Annotated in this window: 13 protein-coding genes; 3 read left to right on the top strand and 10 right to left on the bottom strand. The window is 59.3% G+C overall.

The features are described 5' to 3' along the window. Positions 1 to 9: 9 nt before the first annotated feature. From ACOTTU_RS21920 to ACOTTU_RS21895, 6 genes are read right to left on the bottom strand one after another with little or no spacing between them, the layout of a single operon-like run. Positions 10 to 2,973 (bottom strand): G8 domain-containing protein, encoded by a 2,964-nt coding sequence (locus tag ACOTTU_RS21920; RefSeq protein ID WP_425661189.1) that lies wholly within the window; start codon positions 2,971 to 2,973, stop codon positions 10 to 12. Continuing rightward, a complete protein-coding gene (locus ACOTTU_RS21915; RefSeq protein WP_425661187.1) occupies positions 2,898 to 3,398 on the bottom strand; it encodes a hypothetical protein in 501 nt (166 codons plus the stop codon). The genes ACOTTU_RS21920 and ACOTTU_RS21915 overlap by 76 nt, the downstream gene beginning before the upstream one ends. After that, positions 3,398 to 4,966, bottom strand: a complete 1,569-nt coding sequence (locus ACOTTU_RS21910; RefSeq protein WP_425661185.1) for a hypothetical protein — start codon at positions 4,964 to 4,966, stop codon at positions 3,398 to 3,400. Before ACOTTU_RS21910 ends, ACOTTU_RS21915 begins: the two co-directional genes overlap by 1 nt. Continuing rightward, entirely contained in the window at positions 4,966 to 7,893 is a 2,928-nt protein-coding gene (locus ACOTTU_RS21905) for a BspA family leucine-rich repeat surface protein (protein ID WP_425661183.1), read from the bottom strand. Before ACOTTU_RS21905 ends, ACOTTU_RS21910 begins: the two co-directional genes overlap by 1 nt. Next, on the bottom strand, positions 7,893 to 8,147 hold the full coding sequence (locus tag ACOTTU_RS21900) for a spike base protein, RCAP_Rcc01079 family (RefSeq protein WP_298922017.1): 255 nt from the start codon (positions 8,145 to 8,147) through the stop codon (positions 7,893 to 7,895). The genes ACOTTU_RS21905 and ACOTTU_RS21900 overlap by 1 nt, the downstream gene beginning before the upstream one ends. Next, positions 8,114 to 8,305, bottom strand: coding sequence for a hypothetical protein (locus tag ACOTTU_RS21895; protein WP_298922018.1), 192 nt, complete (start codon positions 8,303 to 8,305; stop codon positions 8,114 to 8,116). Before ACOTTU_RS21895 ends, ACOTTU_RS21900 begins: the two co-directional genes overlap by 34 nt. A gap of 293 nt (positions 8,306 to 8,598) precedes the next feature. Here ACOTTU_RS21895 and ACOTTU_RS21890 point away from each other — a divergent pair, with 293 nt between their 5' ends. Continuing rightward, positions 8,599 to 9,531: a hypothetical protein gene (locus ACOTTU_RS21890; protein WP_425661180.1), complete on the top strand. Its 933-nt coding sequence runs from the start codon at positions 8,599 to 8,601 to the stop codon at positions 9,529 to 9,531. 20 nt (positions 9,532 to 9,551) lie between these two features. Here the strand turns inward: ACOTTU_RS21890 and ACOTTU_RS21885 are convergent, their stop codons facing one another. From ACOTTU_RS21885 to ACOTTU_RS21870, 4 genes are read right to left on the bottom strand one after another with little or no spacing between them, the layout of a single operon-like run. Beyond that, complete coding sequence (locus tag ACOTTU_RS21885; protein WP_425661178.1) at positions 9,552 to 10,502, bottom strand: glycosyltransferase family 2 protein; 951 nt, start codon at positions 10,500 to 10,502, stop codon at positions 9,552 to 9,554. Then, on the bottom strand, positions 10,499 to 11,500 hold the full coding sequence (locus ACOTTU_RS21880) for a glycosyltransferase family 2 protein (RefSeq protein WP_425661176.1): 1,002 nt from the start codon (positions 11,498 to 11,500) through the stop codon (positions 10,499 to 10,501). The genes ACOTTU_RS21885 and ACOTTU_RS21880 overlap by 4 nt, the downstream gene beginning before the upstream one ends. Next, the gene (locus ACOTTU_RS21875) at positions 11,497 to 13,059 is read right to left on the bottom strand and encodes a hypothetical protein (RefSeq protein ID WP_425661174.1); all 1,563 of its coding nucleotides are present in this window, start codon (positions 13,057 to 13,059) and stop codon (positions 11,497 to 11,499) included. The genes ACOTTU_RS21880 and ACOTTU_RS21875 overlap by 4 nt, the downstream gene beginning before the upstream one ends. Beyond that, a complete protein-coding gene (locus ACOTTU_RS21870) occupies positions 13,056 to 13,829 on the bottom strand; it encodes a WecB/TagA/CpsF family glycosyltransferase (protein WP_425661172.1) in 774 nt (257 codons plus the stop codon). Before ACOTTU_RS21870 ends, ACOTTU_RS21875 begins: the two co-directional genes overlap by 4 nt. A gap of 395 nt (positions 13,830 to 14,224) precedes the next feature. Here ACOTTU_RS21870 and ACOTTU_RS21865 point away from each other — a divergent pair, with 395 nt between their 5' ends. Both ACOTTU_RS21865 and xrtD read left to right on the top strand, forming a co-directional pair. Next, entirely contained in the window at positions 14,225 to 15,295 is a 1,071-nt protein-coding gene (locus ACOTTU_RS21865) for an acyltransferase family protein (RefSeq protein WP_425661170.1), read from the top strand. Between the two features lie 133 nt (positions 15,296 to 15,428). Next, positions 15,429 to 17,030, top strand: coding sequence for a VPLPA-CTERM-specific exosortase XrtD (xrtD, locus tag ACOTTU_RS21860; RefSeq protein WP_425661168.1), 1,602 nt, complete (start codon positions 15,429 to 15,431; stop codon positions 17,028 to 17,030). Positions 17,031 to 17,065 lie beyond the last annotated feature (35 nt).

Raw genomic sequence — 17,065 nt, 5'->3', positions numbered from 1 at the left:
ACCGATCCCCTAGCTGACCGTCACGGCATCACTGGCGGAGGCGGGCGACATGGTATGATCGTAATCTGTCTTGTAACGCAGGCGGAGACTGTAACTGCCCGGTGTAAGGGCGGCCCCATTGCTCCGTGTCGTGACGGTGACCGTCATCGGATGCCAGCCATTCACCAGGCGTTTCCATGTTGCGCCGGCATCGGTGGAATACTCGGTGCGCACGATCCGGCGGCCCGATGTGTCGGGCTTGGCAATCATCCGAACATCCATCGCATTTGCCGTGGCGCTGTCGGAGCCCGCAAAATGGGTGCCTACGACGGGTGTTGTCACACCGTTGTCTGCATCTGTCACAAGGAAGTTGACCTTGACGGTCTTGTACTGACCTTCCGAGTAGAGGAACACATACATGAAATCCGCAAAGGAGCGGCCTTTGACAGGAGTGTATGTGAGCATCGTGGCCGCAGCATCGTCAATCGTTGCACGACCTCTGTTCACCCCTTCCATATCCTCATACCCGTCCAGATCAGCCAGCGTGAAACTGCTGTGACCTGTCCCGGCAGCGCCGGACAGAGCGGCCACATCAAGGGTGACCGAACCATCCACATCGACCCGCTGGTAAATGTCATTGGCGGTGATCGGGTTGGCATTGTAGTTCAGCGGTCCATTATCTGCCCAGGCAGCGCCGCTGGTGGCATTGATCTGCGCCAGGGTCATGGGGGAACCGTTCGAGGCATACCCCAGCAGCCACAGTTTCAGAACCTTTGCCGGACGCCCCGTCAAACGGTCCGAAATGATGGTGGAAACCGCAGCATAGTAGTTACCATCACTGTGCCGCCAAAAGCCATGGCGGGTCAGAAACCGCCCCAGCGTGAAGTTGCTGGTGGCCCAGATGCTATCCTGCCAGACCTTGTCCTGCCCTGCCGCGTCTTTTGACAGAACCCCCCGGTTCGACAGGTTGTCGACCTTATAGCCGTCACCGGCTCCGGGACTGACCAGGGTCAGCGTTGACTGGTCATTCAGACCAATGACCAAAGGGAAGGTCTCGGACGGGTCAGCCGTGAAATCCACGCTCGACCCATCCTCATCGATATAGGTGACCTCCGGCCCGGTCTTGGTACGGCTTGGCGCAGTGGAGAAATCGTACTTACTGGGGCCTGTCGAGTTGTGGTGATCTGTCGAGATCGCCCCCCAGCGGGGTTCATCGGCATTGTCAAAAAGATCATGAGCGGCCTGCGCATCGAGGCCATCATGGAAACGGATTGCCTCATTACACCCTTCTACAAAAGCGCGGTGCACCATTACCTGATAGGTATTGCCGCCCACCTGCGCGCCCCAACCGAAATTTCGGTTCAGGCCAACGGTGACCGGATCCTCGTTCACATAGGTGCCGATATATTCCAGATAGAACCCGTCTTCACAGCCCAGCGACGTGGTCTCTCGCAGGATGTTCTGAATGTCGTGGTGCTGGGTGCCTTTTGACTTGGTGATCTGCCCGGCCATCAGGCAGCCCATGCTGACATTGCCGGTGAAATGCAAAATCGGGTGATCGATGAAAGACCATTCCACACCATAAGCCCCGCCATTGCTGACATTGGACAATTGTGGGGATCGCAGCTCTGTCTTGGCGCGTTTTATATCTGAGGGCGCGCCAACGGAGTTCTCGGGAGGGTTCTCCCTGTAGTAACCCACATGGCCAAACGGCACCCCAATCGCGATGTTGTCGCAAGAGATAATGCCCCGGCTGCGGTAGCCAAACCCAACCCCGTATCTGAAGGTGTCATTGGCCTCGCCAAAAGGCCCTTCTGCGGTTTTGGGGCCAGTGCGCAGGCCGTTCAGCTTTCCGTTGCTGCGCGCTTTCATGGAAACGCAGCTGTCCCATATCCCCAGCTCGTCACCATCCTCCGCCACAAGCCCCGCGCCCACGAAATCGTAGTTCACGCATTTGATGACATCCATGAAGGTCGAATGCTGCACCAGCCCCCAGCCCGGGGATCCGCCTGTGTAACAGCCCCGCGCCACCCCGTAGGTTGTGTGATGGAAGTGAATGGAATAGCGGCCTTTGACATTGCTGCTGGCATCCGCAGGTGTCGATCCGATTGTATCCGCATCCACCACTTCGCGAAACTGACCATTGCTGATGAACCCGGCTGGCAATGCCTTGTTCGTGCGCCCCATGCCAATGGTCTGAATGTAGTTCATCTGCCAGTCAGCATGGTGGTGCATGATGGTCAGATGTCCGAATTGCGGTGATTTGCCGGGATCGGTGACCTCTGAACGCAACGAGATGTTACGCCCCTCTTTCAGAATGACAAAGGGCTTGATGACATAGGTTGAGCCAGACAGCTGGTTATCATGCCGGTAGGTCAGCCCTCCGGTCCAGGTCAGCGTATTCCCGGTGATATCCGTCAGCGTGACTTCTTCGTCCTGGCTTTCCCAGGGATCGCCGCCAAGAAAGGACGCGAATTTTGTGGAGCCGATGACAATCACATCACCGACCTGCCATCCGGTGGGCACCTCTTGAAGCGTGAGAGAGGTGGCCCCCGCTGGAACACCTGCTGTGGCGTAGCTGCCGTGCAGGACCTCCTTGCCCCACATGTGACATTCGCCCTGCGAGATAAATCCCCGCCCCCAGAGTTTCGGGTCATTGCCGTAGTTCAGATTTGTGGGAATGAAACTGCCCTCGGCGTAATCCCTGCCCGAGATCACAATCTCGGCCGTATGGGCTGCGGGCAGGCTCCCCGCCGATGTGCCGATCCGGATCGACGACCCGCGGGTGCCGATCACTGTTTCCACAAGCATCTGTGTCGATTGATCCAGCGCCCATATCAGAGCGCCATCCACCCGCACCCGGTCCAGCCGGATATTGGCCATGCTGTTGTCATAGATGATGCTGCGGCCATGAGGGATCAGCACACAGGCCCCATTGCCCGGCACCCTGCCCCCCAACCAGGTCGCAGGGGCCGTCCAGGCACCATCCGCCACAGCGATATGCGTGGCATCAGCGCAACCACCGCCGCATCATCTGCAATGTGCGAAACCGGTGACGCCATGCCCATATGGCTTGTGCTGTAGACCATGAGAGGCGGTGACACCACATCCCCCTGATCACAGGAGACAAGGCATTCTATGCGGCTACCCCCCAGACCTGTGCTGTCAAGCGTCGGACCCGTGCCTTGTGTCGCCCCTCCGACGATCCGCCACAGATAAGCGCTGACACCTGTCAGACCGCTGGTATCCACCGTGAGCGTATCGCCGTCAAAACCGTCACTAATGCGCGGCAATCCCGCCACCGCAGAGGGTTTTCGGAAGGCGGCCACATTCAACGACCCGCTGTTAGCTCCCACCCTGAAGGTGCTGACATCTACTCTTGATCCGGTTTGAAAACCCTTGAAACGTAGCTGCGCCATTATGCTGTCCACTTATCGCTTAGATACGTCTGATAGCTGGCGGCATTCGTGAGGGTCTCTGTTACGATCAGCTCACACAGGGCGCCTTCGATCGGCTGGCTCCCGTTATGGGTCGCGCCGAAACGCAGGGTACCCGTGGCGGCGGTGAGACCCGATGCCAATGGCCCGGTACCGCGCGAGGCACCATTGATCAGCACCTCCCACTGGCCGCCCGAGGTATCGAACACCATCGAGAACACGGTCAATCCGGAAAACGGGCCCCCTATCAGGTTCCCGCTTGTCCCGACAGATGCGGACATGTCCAGCCGCCCCTCGAATTGGGTGCCGTTATTGGCGCGCAGGTTGATCGTTGCTCCCCCGCCGGTGATGCCCAGCAGGGAATCAAAAGTATCACTGATGGCGTCAATCACGACCGCGCCATGGATGGCGAAATTGCCGCTGCCGCTGCCGGGGAAGGTAAAGGAATTGAAGAAACGGGCCATGTCCTTGGTGCCATCGAGATCGATGGTATTGAGACCGTTCTGTGTTCTGGCCCCGGAAACCGGATCCCCCAGGAAGGGCATGATCTGCGACCCGACCTGATCCGCCCAGGCGGTTGGCGGGGTTGTGCCGGTGATGGAGCCTGTATCCGACGCATCCCAACCGCCATAAGCCGCCGTATCATCCGTATAGGGGTTGAAGCCTGTCAATGCGGCACCTGATGTCGCGCTCTCGCTGTTCCCGGCCGCGGCAGTGCCTACACTGTTTACCGCCCTCAAGCGTATGGTGCAGACCGTGGCGGGGGCCGCCATGATCACGGTTGTTGTGCCGGGGGCGGCACTCCCCAGGGAAACCCATGCGCCACTTGCATCAACGTCATATTCAATATCGGTGATGGCAGCGCCACCATTGCCCGGCAGGCTGGCAATGGTGATGTCCAGCTCGCTTGCATTACCACCGGTGGCCACCGACCAGTTCGCATCGGCAAAGGCCGCTGGCACAGTTGCCGGACCAAAGGCGATCGCGGTCGCCCCGCTCTCTACCGTTACCCCGCCAAACCGCTCCTCAGCGGTAAACTGAGCGCCATCATCGGCTGGCTGAATGACATAGGTAAGGTCGGTACCGCCTGCAACATCCACGCCCCCCAGCTTTTGCTGCCAGGTCTGATCACCCGGATCAGATCCTTCGTAAAGCCAAAGCCCCGGCGTGACTGTCAGCACATCACCTGCATTTGTTGTACCCGAGATGGTTGGCAGTTTAAAACAGGTTGCTGAGGTCGCGATCATTGCAACGGTCAGGGCCGCGCCATCCGGTGCGCGCTGCGTATAGGTGCCCGCATGAACACCCGATGCGATGGTCACGCTGACGTTTCCGTCTGTTGCCGTGACAACAGGCTCTTCACCCACATCTGCAAGGGCAAACTCTGCGGAGATTTTCGTCACCGCAAAACCCGAAACCACTTTCTGGTAGATGTCATATGTCCCGTCAGCGACATTCACGGTTTCCGCAGGATCGAACCCCTGAAACTCAAGCGCATTGCTGAACACACCCGATCCGTTCGAAGACGGTTTGAAAATAAAATCGGCCATTATGCGGTCCTCTCGACTGTACCATCTTCGTTGTCGTCAAATATTGGGGATGGGGGTGGTGCGGCGGTCATGAACGTCACGGTGCCATTCATATTGTTGCTGAAAACATATGAGGCACTTGGCGTCTGTGTGGTCACGCTTGCCGACGTCGACCAGGCTCCCTCACCCAGATAATTCACGGCCCGCATCTCTACGTAGTAGATCGTGCCTTCCAAAAGTCCTGGAAGGGGAAGCGGGCTGGAGATATCATCAATTTCAGTCCAGATCGCCTGATCCGTTGAATACCGCAGGTCATAGGAAGAAATCTGCAAACCATCGAGCGGCGGAGCCGCGCCAAGCGTCACCGTGATTTGTGTGGAGCTATCCGCAACAAGCGACGGCGCGCCCATGGCTGCCGGCACACCAACGCCTGCATCATTCAGGAACCAGCCTGCATTGATCAGGGCGGTGCGTGCGGCTTCTGCTGCCCCGCCGCGCGTGTAATCTGTGCCGATACCTGCCCCAAAGAAAATGGGGCCTGTCGGCAGGGGCGTTTGCGCTGCAAAATTGATCAGGCAGGCATCATAGACCGATTGCGAAAGCGTAAAGCCTATGACGATGTCGAACATGCCCCTTTGCTCGCCACCGCTGGGGGGGGCCAGGGACCTGATGTCAAATCCAGAGATGTCCAGAGCACCGTCCAGACCCGTGCACCCCAGGAACGCCTCGTCCATGCGGGTCACATTGCCCGTGTCCATACCGGTTGCATCGAAGGCGGTCAGAGCAGAGCAGTTGCCCCAGGTATTCTGGAGATTGGTCGCCGCGGAGAAATCAAAGCCCGCAATGTCGCAGGTTGTCATCGAGGTGCAGCCCGCGAATGCCGAGAACCAGTTCTGAGCAGCACTTGTGTCGGTATTACCTGCCGTGAAAGAGGTCATGCCGGTACAGCCGGAAAAGGCGTTTACCATGTCGCGCCAGCCCAGTTGTCCGAAGTTTTCGACGGTCCTGATCCTGGCCGCATCCGCAGGATTTGCGGAGCAATTCATCCCGAAGGCTGTCCCGGAAATCCGGATGGTATGGGTGCCCGCGACGGGAAATGTGATGCTCAGATTTGCATCATTGTGGCTGTTATAGGGCCGCACACCATTCACGCTGTCTTCGATGGTGCCGCTGTAAAACCCAGCGGACGCATTGCGAAATGGCACCGTGAAGGTTTCATTGGGCGTGGTGGTCTCGACGGTCAGGACAAAACCCGTTTCGACAACATCGACAATTGTCAGGCTGAAACCGGACTGGGCCGTTCCACGCGCATTGGTTGCGGAGACAACAATGGCGGTATCGGCCTGAATGCTCATTGCATCCGTATCGAATGTGACAAGGCCGGTGTTCTGGTCGATCGTGACGCCCGGGATGGCATTGACCGAATAGACCAGATTCAGACCTGTGAAATCGCCGGAAACATCATAGGTCTGCGCACCTGTATTTTCCGCGAAGCTCTGATCGGTCAGGTTCCCGGCCGACAGCGGCGCGGAAAGCAACGTGCGCCCGGATGCGCTGGCGCTCCAACTGCCGATGCCAACGCTGTTGCGGGCACGGGTCTGTACGTCATGATCGGTATCTTCGGTCAGGCCGGTCAGCAAAACCGTGCTCCCGACGTTGGCCTGTGTTGTCCAGCTGCCACCGTTTTCACGGTATCTCAGATCGCGCTGCGTAATTGGCGCGCCGCCATCATCCGGATCAGCCGCAAGGCTGGCGGTTATCTGGCTGGCACTGTTAACAACCAAAGAGGGCGCATTCATCTGCGCCGGAGCTGTTACAGGCGCTGTGATCGTGACACTCAGATCGACCTCTGCCGATCCACCCGAATTGGTCGCGGTGATCCGGAGCGTATCTGTGCGCAGCTCATCGTTGATCGTCAGCGTACTGCCGGTGATCACAGCCCAGGCGACATTCTCGCTGTAGATCAGATTGCTACCGGTGAAACCTGCGGCCAGATTGACCGTCGGGGTGCCTGTGCCTTGGGTCTCGACGACCGCGGCCAGCGATCCGGCAACGGGGGGCGCATGGCGGACCGTGTGACCGAGGCTGAGCACGTCTTCTCCGTTGACGTTTGGCGCATAGCGGATGGTCTGCAGATCCTGTCCGGCGACAGGCGTGTAGCTGGCCGCGGTCGCACCGCTGATCAGCCCGCTGTCATCACGCCAGCCGTGTACAACTGTCTCCCCACCCTGAAGGTTGGGAATGAGGCCCGTCAGTGGCACCCCGATCTGTGCTGTCAGGCCATGTGTGGGATTGGCCGTCAGCCCGGTAATCTGCGCGGTATAGACAATGGGGGCGACACTCTCCAGCTCAAGGGAGTTCTGTACGCTGCCCCCTGAATTGGCAGCACTCACCACAATTGTCACCCCGGACTGGGGTGTCATGACATCGGTATCAAAGGAGATCACGCCTGTTGTGCCATTGATCGACACACCGGGGGTGGCACTGACCGAAAAGGCCAGCCCGTCGCCTGTGAAAGCACCCGAGGCGTCATAGGTCTGAACACCTGTGCCAAGGGTCAGGCTCTGATCTGCCAGCGCCCCTGTCACGGCGGGAGCCTGATAGACAACAATACGCGGGGTGACGGTGAAAATACGCGTATTGCCCCCGGTATCCGTGACCGTCAGGGCAAAGTTGTTCACATCCCCATCGGCAAAGACCTCTGCAGCGGTTGCCGTATCACCGATATAGGTGACAACAACGCTGGCAACAGTCTGCCCCGGGGCTGTGGTCGCGTAATTCGCCGGATCGGTAAAGACCGCCCAGTTCGCTGTATCATTCAGCGCCTCCCCCACAACCAGCGCCGAAGACGCCGGGGGGACAGATGCAGAGATGGAGACAGGGGGGGTTTGCCCCGATCTCTTACGGCGCCGCGCCGCGACGGGTCCGACAAAGCCTATTCCGGGCATCAGGACCAACCATAGTAGGTACCCGTGGTGCCAGTGCTCATCACACGCAGGCCCCGGAAATCAATGCGATCACCTGCAATCATCGTATACGGCAAGGACACCCCTTCGCTGTCACGAATGACAATGGTGCCTTCGGCCTGACAGTAAATCACGCGCGGCAGGATCGGCAGATCGGTATTGTCATCAGGGATGATGGCAAAATGTTTCGTGGCAGGGCTGGTCAGCCCCTTGGTGAAGGCTTCAAACTCATCCATTGTGTTTCCTCGTGCGTGAAAGGGTGCGCCAGATGGCGCGTGTCAGGGATTACATGCGGCGCAGTGACGAAGAGGGCTCTTGCCAGATGGCCAGGATCATCCTGAAGGCGCGCACGGCAGAGCGGCGCGCCGATCACAGCAGCAAGGGTCATGGCCATGGGAGCCTCCTTAGAGGGCTGTATTGAAGGTGCACGGCATTTTCGGGAAAGAGTGTAGTGAATGCCCTACCTGACCGCCCGCACGGGTAAATGAAATCTGTATCCAGCGCCCGGTCATGAGGCCGGACACATGGGGTGATCCGGAAATTTCCCTCTCTCTCAAAGACCTTGCATTCTGACGGGATGCCGGTATGTGCTCTGAAACGGGTCCAATACTGGTGATGTGCACAATGGTTGAACCGAAACTCCAAAAACACGTCGTCATTGTCGGACATGGCAGATCAGGAACAAATATGGTCCTCGATCTCTTCGATTATCATCGCAACACCTTCTGCCGTAATGAGCCCAACGAACTTGTCGGCACCGCCTTTACCGGCCTTGGCGACAACATGTTCCCAGAGCCCCGAGCAGGTGATTTCGACGCCAGATGGCGCCAGGCCATTGCCCATACGATCCGTGCAAACGGCGCCCGCGACCGGTTTGGCACCGAAAAAGATTATTTTCGCGCCCCCTGGCGGGCCCATCTGGGGCAATCGCTGATGTCGCGGCAGAAATTCCGCGCCCGCGTTCTGCCCCGACCTCAAGGCCAGCTGGTCGAAGAATGGCCCTGCCCGGCACTTTATTATGACGCTGCGGCCCAGGCCCGCGCCCTGCCGGTGCTCAAGATACTCCTGTCACCGGCCTGGGTTCTCAAGGCGCATGATCTGATCGATACGCAGCTGGTTGTGCATGTGATCCGGCGCCCCCAGGGGTTCGCACAGTCCTGGTGGAGCAGATACGTGACCGGCATTGGCGGCGGCCCCGAAAAGGTCTTTGCAGACAACCAGCCTTCCCTGATCCGGATTCTGCAGCATTTCGGTCGTGAGGAGGAGATGCCCTCGCATTATTCACTGGCCGATCTGGTTGTCTCGGAACTCTGGCGCTGGCGGTACATGAATGAAGTGCTGCTCGATCAGATGTCCGGGTCCGACCGCTATCTCACGCTGGCCTATGAAGACGTGATGCACAACAAGCTGCCCTGGGCGGAGAAGCTTTACGGGTTCGCCGGTCTTGAGATGACGCCAGCGTGCCGCCAATCGATCAGCTCCATGCAAAATACCCTGTTCAAAGCCAGAAAATCCGATGGGCTTGACCCCAAGATGGTAGAAGAAGCGGTTGCGCAGGTGATCGGTGACAGCCCCTTCCGGGACAAGCTCCTGAATGTGGACCCGGGCGCGGTTTCCTGAGCCAAAGCCCTTTTCAGGGTCTATTTATATTCGATAATGCGGGGGCCTGCGCCTTTCAGGCGCGCCATGTGATAGCCCAGCACACCTTGAGCTTCTGGCAGTTTTCCCAAGGTCAGGAACAGCGCCTGTATCCAGTCTTCTCCGCGTGCCTTCAGGCGCAGAACCTGTGCGGGCCAGACCAGCAATAGCGCACCTGCAAAAGGCCAAACCAAGGCGCCTATCCCTGCCGCCAAAGGCACCCCCAACCCCCAAATCAGCGCCCGGCGGGTCTGGGGTCTGCAATACCCCTCAGGACCGCTGCCATGCAGAAAGGCCCCTTCGGCAATCGCATGCCCGTGCCGGCGCGCACGGCGCCACCACTGGGAAAACCGTGTCATCGCAATGTCGTGCCAGGCCATTTCCGCATCACACCGCCAGATCCGCCAGCCCGCCCGGCGCAGCCGCAGGCAGAGTTCGGGTTCTTCGCCCGCAATCAGGCTGTCACGGTACCCGCCAACCGCCTCAACGGCTGTGCGGCGCAGAATGGCGATGCCACCAACCGCCTCCGTCTCTCCGACGGGTGTGTCCCACTCCGCATCCGCCAGTTGGTTCCACAGGCTTGCCTCGGGAAAGCGTTCCCGCAACCGACCTGCAATGATGGCCACATCCGGGTGATCTGCCAGAAAGGACAGGGCCGTTTCCGTCCAGCCTTCCCGCAATTCGCAATCTCCGTCGATGACCTGAACATATTCCGCTTCGCTGAGCCCGCGCAGATGCGCCAGACCGGCATTGCGGGCCCGGGCCGCCGTGAAAGGCTGGGTCATATCCAGTTCAACCACGGCAGCGCCTGCCGCCTTCGCAGCGGCCACGGACCCATCGGTAGAGCCTGAATCGACATAAACAACCGGTGCGGTATGCCCCTTCAGCGACGCAAGACAGCGGATCAACCGCGCCCCTTCATTACGTCCGATGACAACAGCCGCCAGCGTCACGTATTGGACTCGGGAAAAACGAGCGGACGGATCACGTATCGGATCTGGTCGCTGATGAAACTGCGCGGCATGGTCGGGGGCCGTCCCCGCAGCCATCGGTGCAGGATGTTCAACAGGGCCGCAAAAAGCATCAGGACCGCGAGGGACAAAGCCCCTGCCCGCCCATAGGCCTGCGCAAAGTAATGCGCCCAGGATTGGTACAGGTAGGCCGGATCACGCTGACGGCCGACGCTTCCTGCAAACTGCCCGGTGGCCGCCCCCTCCTCGTGAACAACGCGGGCGCGGGGTTCATAGAGGACGTGCCAGCCTTTTTCGTGCAGGCGGCGCATCAGGTCGACCTCTTCGTAATAGAGGAAAAACGCCGGGTCGAAAAACCCGACATCCCGAAGCGCTGTGAAACGAAACATGACGCTGGCGCCAGAGACCCAGTCAACGGGGCCTGCGGGATGATCCGGCGGCAAGGGCACCAGCCGGTCCTGTGCGATCCGGTTGAGCAGGCTCAGGTTGATCATGCGCGCCATCTCATTGACAGGACCGGGAAAGCGGAACGCGGCTGTTACCGGGGTCAGGTCCGGCCGGAGAACACTGGCCCCCACGGCTGCCACCTGCGGGTCCGCCTCCAGCGTGGCGGCAAGGAGATCGATCGTTTCATTCTCAAGCCGGGCATCCGGATTGAGCAGAAAAACCTTGTCAGGCGGCGTCGCCTGCGCACCAAGCGCTTCAAGAACAACATTATTTCCACGTCCAAACCCATGGTTCTCAGTTTCCGGCCAGAACGTGACCCGCGCACCCCAATCGCGGTCTGCATGGGCTGCGCGCAGCACTTCGGCATCCCCATTCGGGGAGGCATTATCGACAAGATGCACATCCACTTGCCGGTGGCCATGCTGGCGGGCCAGAATACTTTCCACCGCTTCGATTGCAAGATCTGCGGTCCCGTAATTGACCACGATCACCGCGATACGGTCTGTGCCGTCGCCACCATCAGGGTCCTTCACCGGCGGTACCCCGGCGATGTTTTCGGACGTTTGTAAAAGATGCTGCGGCGGGCCTTCGGCTCAGCCTTGCGCCCCGTGGGCCGCTCCGCCTCGTCTTTCTTTTGGGAAAAGTCGCGGGCATATCTGAGATCTGTGGCCGGCCGGCCCTCATCCGCGGAGCCGGGTTTTCTTGCATAGCCCGGCTCGACCACTGGTTTTTCAACGATCTGTTGACCGGTCACGGCTCCCCGCTTCATCTCCAGTCGTCCGATCAGCGCCCCAACCATCAGCCAGCTTATGGGGGGAATCCCGGAGTTGGGAATAAGATCCACAAGTTTGGCACAGAGCAGAAGCGCCAGGGCAGCACAGATCGGATCGATCTTTTCACGCGGCCCCAAAAACAGACCGATAACCGGCCAGCACAGCAGGCCGAAAAGCCCGATGTAGCGGAACCATCCGCCCGCCCCCAGTTCGATGACCCAGGACCCGTCCGTGACCGAAAGGTTGTTGCCGAACTCGTCAAAAATCCGCTGACGCCCCCAGCCACCCCAGCCGAACACCGGTTTCTCCCGCGCTCTTTCAAGAAGCAGCTCTTCATTCTCCAGGCGGGTCATGAAAGAGGCGGCGCGGTTTGGATTGATCTGCTCGGCAAAAGCCATGATCCGGTCCACCGGCACCTGATCTGCGGCGCGCAAAGCGGGGTAGGTCAAGACCATGCCCGCGATACAGGTGGCCACCAGCAACTGCATCCGGGTCTTGAGGAACAGCAGGCATGGCAGCAGGACAACCGCGATCATCAGCGCACCCAGCGATTTGCTCAGAACCATCACCGCAAAGAGCCACGCCATCGCCAGACCCCATTTCATGCGGTCCCCCTCTTTGGCGGATCGAAAGAGGCCCGCCGCCGCAAGCGTTGCAAATGTCAAAAACAGCGACAGTCCCAACCCGTGCCCGAAGAAAACGACAGGCCGGAAACCGCCCCCCCGCATGTGCTGCGCAAACTGGTGTGGGAAAAACCCGTAGATCATCATGTTGAGCTGCGGCGACATCCGGATCTCGTAGAGCGCCAGGAATGAATAGGCCACGGCAGAGACCACGATCGCCGTCAGAAGAATGCGCTGCCCGTCCGGAAAAGACAGCAACCGGCGTGCCAGAAAGAGCGGTGCGATCACCATCCCGATCTCCAGCAGCATCGACCCGGCGTCATAAAGGCTGTGGCCCTGCAGGACCCGGGGACCAAAGACCAGAGCTTCGCGGTTGGTGAACACGGATCCGAGGGTCCCGACCACCAGCAGCATCAGCAGCCCCAGCACAACCGGATCGCGCGGAATCCAGCCCGGGAGCACCTGGATATTCCCGGCGTCTTTCCGGATTGCCACGGCTGTGAATATGAAAGCGACAATCGTCGGAATGGTTCTCTTGTCGAGCGGTGGCAGGATCGGCAGGTCGAGCCCGAAGCGGGTTGGTAAAAGCAGATACCCCCCCACGATGGTCGCGCATAACGCCACAGGTGCCGTCAGCTTGTTGTAAAAGACGAACGAGACAATTGGCCATATGATCAGGGCAGCCCAGGCGGTCATGACAGCTTCCCGCTCTGACGCCGGGCCAGCAGAGCTCTGCCGGTCAGCTTTGGCAACACCAGAAAACAGGCCCCGTAGCGCGCCGCCAGACGTCTGGGACTGCCCAGCAGACGCCAGAGCCACTCCGCCGCCACCGCCTGCACCCAGGCGGGCGCGCGGGTTTGGGTGCCCGCGATGAAATCCAGCCCCGCCCCGATGGACACGAACCCGGTACCGGGCAAGGCTGACCGGGCACGGGCCGCGAATATCTCTTGTTTTGGAGCCCCAAGGGCCAGAAAACACAAACGCGCGCCCGAGGCTTCAATCGCCGCGATATCCGCCGCTGCCGCATCGGCCAGCGGATCAAACCCCATGGCCGGTGCCCGGCACAACACCACATCAAGCCCCGGATGCTGCTGGCTCAGCGCAGCCGCAGCAGCCGCAAGCGCCTCGTCGGTGGCCCCGAAAAGCGCTACCGGCACCTGATGCCGCGCCGCCAGATCTGCCACCGGGCTGATCAGTTCCGATCCCGGCACCAGGGAGACATCCTGACCGGCCAGACGCGACAGCCAGACAATTGGATTGCCATCGGCCGTGATGTGGGTCTGATCCCCATATGCGGCTCTAAAAGCCTTGTTTCGAGACAATTTGACCACATGATCGAGGTTCAGCGTTGCCACCGAAAACCCCTGCCCGGATTGAAAACACCTTTCCAGATCCGCCAGCAGCGCAGCCTGATCGGGCACGGTCACCGTGATGCCTGCCGTTTCGCTCTCGCTCCAGATCATCATTACCTTTGTACCCTTGTATCCTGTCTGCACCGTTCGCACCGCAACGATGCCTGTCTAAATCTATACGACCATTTAATGAAGCATATCTGTAAGCGTCTTATTGGGCAGCATTTGGAAAATCCTGACACAAATCCCCAAAAGCGGCATGGGAGCCCCCCTGCATTGATCATACCACGCAACTGCCTCTCTCCAAAAGAAGCGCGTTTCGAAACCTCCTTTGCCCCTGACATGGGAGCTGCGTGATTTGTGAACAAAAAATCACTGTCCTGTCATTTTTTACAAACTTCTGAGGTTTCAAGGTCACTTCTGCGGGTTTATCGCTGAATTTACCTCTGGTCACATATGAAATAGGGGGTGATGATGTGCTTTTGGGCGACAGGACGAGTGAGATACCAATGACGGCAGGTCTGCAGACATCTTCCGGGGCCCCGGCTGAGGACAGCACTCATATCCCTTATGTCCCGGCGCTTGATGGGGTGCGCGCGCTGAGCATATGTCTGGTGATGGCCGCACATATGCTGCCGCTGGGGCCCAAATCGCTCGAAGTAAATGCGATGGTGGCGAAAATGGGCATGTCCCTGTTTTTCTGCCTCTCGGGCTTTCTCATCATCTCGATGATCCGGCGCAACCCGGACGTGGTGACCTTTCTGACGCGGCGCGTGTTGCGCATTGTTCCAGCACTGGCAATGTACCTGCTCATCCTGGTTCTTCTGTTCGATCTGAGCGGCCGTGTGGTTCTGATCAACCTTTTGTTTGTAAACAACTATTTCACCGAAGGTCTGACCGGAGGGCCCTTGGGGCATTTGTGGTCCCTTTCCGTCGAAATGGGGTTTTACATGGCCATCGCCGGGCTCACCCTGTTTCTGGGCAGCCGAAGCGTGTGGCTTGTCCTGCCCGCCGCGCTGATCGTGACCCTGATCCGCATTGATGCCGGCGCTTACGTGAACATCAAAACCCACCTGCGGGTGGATGAGATATTGTCAGGCGGCATTCTGGCCCTTGTGGCGCAGCACTACGGAAACCGCATCAAGGCCTTTCTGGCCCCGACCCATCGCACCCTCTGGATGCTTTCCATCACAACCGTTTTATGGGTGATCTCCTGTCGCATGGACGGGGGCGCGCTGAACTATCTGCGCCCCTATCTGGCTGCCGGGTTTGTCGGCATTGTCATGCATTGCCAGTGGCAGCCACTACTGCGCCTGCTGCAAAGCCGGATCGCCGCCTATATCGCCAATATTTCCTATGCTCTCTACATCTACCATTTCCTGACCATATCGGGCTGGATGAACACCGGCAGCGATTGGGAAAGATACCTGCTGAAGCGGCCTTTGAGCTTTGCCTTGCTGCTGGCGCTGGCCCATGCATCAACCTTCTGGTGGGAGCATCCCTGGCAAAACCTTGCGAAGTCACTGACCCGAAAACGACAGAAAAAATACGCCCCTCCCCCGGCGCCAAGGACTGATTAACCACGATAAAGGCAGATATGCCCTGGAAACACAGTGTTGACGGCATTGTGAGCAGCGTTTTGTCTGGGCGGAAAGCCGCTGAACTGCTATAGGACGTTGCATTGCTACAGTAGTCATTGATCAGGTTAATTGAATGTCAGACATCTCTACAGAAGCCCCGAAAGGCTGGACAACATGGCTGGTACCCGGACTTTTCTGGCTGGCCATCGCCATTCTGGGAGCCGCCGTTTTCTTTGCAGAAGGCCTTGATGCTCTTCTGGTTGCCTGGCAACTGCCCGAATACAGCCACGGGCCCCTGATCCCGATCCTGTCTGGTTTGCTGTTCCTGCGCCAGCTCAAGGAATTTCCCATCGACCAGGGTGCCAAGCGTAACCGCTGGATCGGTGTGCTGGTCATTCTGGCCGCGATCGGGTTGGGCGGTCTGGGTCGCCTGGCCGGGATCAATGACATCGTTGCCTATGCCACGATCCTGTGGGTTGGAGGTCTGTTGCTGGTCAGCTTCGGCTGGAGCACAGGCAAGCATTTCTGGCCGCCTGTCCTGCATCTGGTCTATATGCTGCCGCTGCCCGGCGTGCTCTATTACAAGATGTCGGCCTGGTTGCAGCTGATTTCCTCTGAGCTGGGTGTGTGGTTCCTGAAGCTGCTGGCCGTCCCGGTTTTCCTGGAAGGCAATATCATCGATCTGGGTGTGCTCAAGCTGCATGTGGCCGAGGCCTGTTCGGGTCTGCGCTACCTCTTCCCGATCCTGTCGTTTTCCTACATCTTCGCGGTGCTTTATCGCGGGCCAATGTGGCACAAGGCCGTGCTGTTGCTGGCCGCTGCCCCGATCACGGTGCTGATGAACTCGGTGCGGATCGCCGTTGCCGGTGTGCTGGCGGACCGTTTCGGCGTTGAATGGCTCGACGGGTTTACCCATTTCTTCGAAGGCTGGGTGATCTTTATCACCTGCATCCTGCTGCTGTTCCTGCTGGCCCGCATCATGCTGTTCTTCCAACCGGAAAAGATGACCATCACCGAAGCGCTGGATCTGGACACGGACGGTCTGGGGCAGCAATTCGCGCGCCTGCGGCTGACACAGCCCTCAGCGGCCATGATCACCACCGCCTTCATGATGCTGGCAGTTGCCCTGAGCTGGCCGCATCTGGCCCCGACACGCGGCGAAATGACAATTGAGCGCGAGAGCCTCGCGTCCTTCCCGCGGCGGCTGGGAGAATGGCGGCAACAAGGGCCTGCGCAACGGCTTGATCCCGGCATCGCCAACGTGCTGGGTGCCGATGATTATCGCTCGGTCCACTTCACCAAACCCGGCACCTCCTCCTACGTCGAGTTTTTCGTCGCATGGTACGCCGATCAGAGCCAGGGCGGTGTCCATTCGCCCGAGATTTGCCTGCCCGGTGGCGGCTGGGAAATTGCCTGGCTGGAACGCTCCGACATGACGCAGGTGATGAACTGGGACACGCCCTTCGACATCAACCGTGCGATCATCCAGAAGGGTGAAACCCGGATGATGGTCTACTATTGGTTCGAACAGAAAGGTCGCAAGATCGCCTGGGACTTTGCCGCCAAATACTGGCTGATGGTCGACGGCATCACCACCGGGCGGACCGATGGCGCGCTGGTCCGTCTGACCACACCCATCGAACGTGGTGAGACCGAAGCCGCCGCCGAAGCGCGCCTGATGGAAATGCTAGAGGAAACGGTGGGACCCCTGCCCCGGTTCGTCCCCGGCATCTGAGCCGCGCTCAGCGCACTATCAGCCCCCTCGCGGGT

This window comes from Roseobacter sp. EG26, from assembly GCF_049830555.1.
Lineage (GTDB): Bacteria > Pseudomonadota > Alphaproteobacteria > Rhodobacterales > Rhodobacteraceae > Roseobacter.
The sequence above is the reverse complement of the archived record's forward strand: the minus strand, read 5'-3'. Positions and strand labels throughout refer to the sequence as shown.

What these genes read in the sequence shown, in the direction of transcription:
- ACOTTU_RS21905 (WP_425661183.1), bottom strand. Translation starts at nt 7,893, where the DNA reads ATGCCCGGAATAGGCTTTGTCGGACCCGTCGCGGCGCGGCGCCGTAAG.
- ACOTTU_RS21890 (WP_425661180.1), top strand. Translation starts at nt 8,599, where the DNA reads ATGGTCCTCGATCTCTTCGATTATCATCGCAACACCTTCTGCCGTAAT.
- ACOTTU_RS21865 (WP_425661170.1), top strand. Translation starts at nt 14,225, where the DNA reads ATGACGGCAGGTCTGCAGACATCTTCCGGGGCCCCGGCTGAGGACAGC.
- ACOTTU_RS21900 (WP_298922017.1), bottom strand. Translation starts at nt 8,147, where the DNA reads ATGGATGAGTTTGAAGCCTTCACCAAGGGGCTGACCAGCCCTGCCACG.
- ACOTTU_RS21875 (WP_425661174.1), bottom strand. Translation starts at nt 13,059, where the DNA reads ATGACCGCCTGGGCTGCCCTGATCATATGGCCAATTGTCTCGTTCGTC.
- ACOTTU_RS21895 (WP_298922018.1), bottom strand. Translation starts at nt 8,305, where the DNA reads ATGGCCATGACCCTTGCTGCTGTGATCGGCGCGCCGCTCTGCCGTGCG.
- ACOTTU_RS21915 (WP_425661187.1), bottom strand. Translation starts at nt 3,398, where the DNA reads ATGGCGCAGCTACGTTTCAAGGGTTTTCAAACCGGATCAAGAGTAGAT.
- xrtD (WP_425661168.1), top strand. Translation starts at nt 15,429, where the DNA reads ATGTCAGACATCTCTACAGAAGCCCCGAAAGGCTGGACAACATGGCTG.
- ACOTTU_RS21910 (WP_425661185.1), bottom strand. Translation starts at nt 4,966, where the DNA reads ATGGCCGATTTTATTTTCAAACCGTCTTCGAACGGATCGGGTGTGTTC.
- ACOTTU_RS21870 (WP_425661172.1), bottom strand. Translation starts at nt 13,829, where the DNA reads ATGATGATCTGGAGCGAGAGCGAAACGGCAGGCATCACGGTGACCGTG.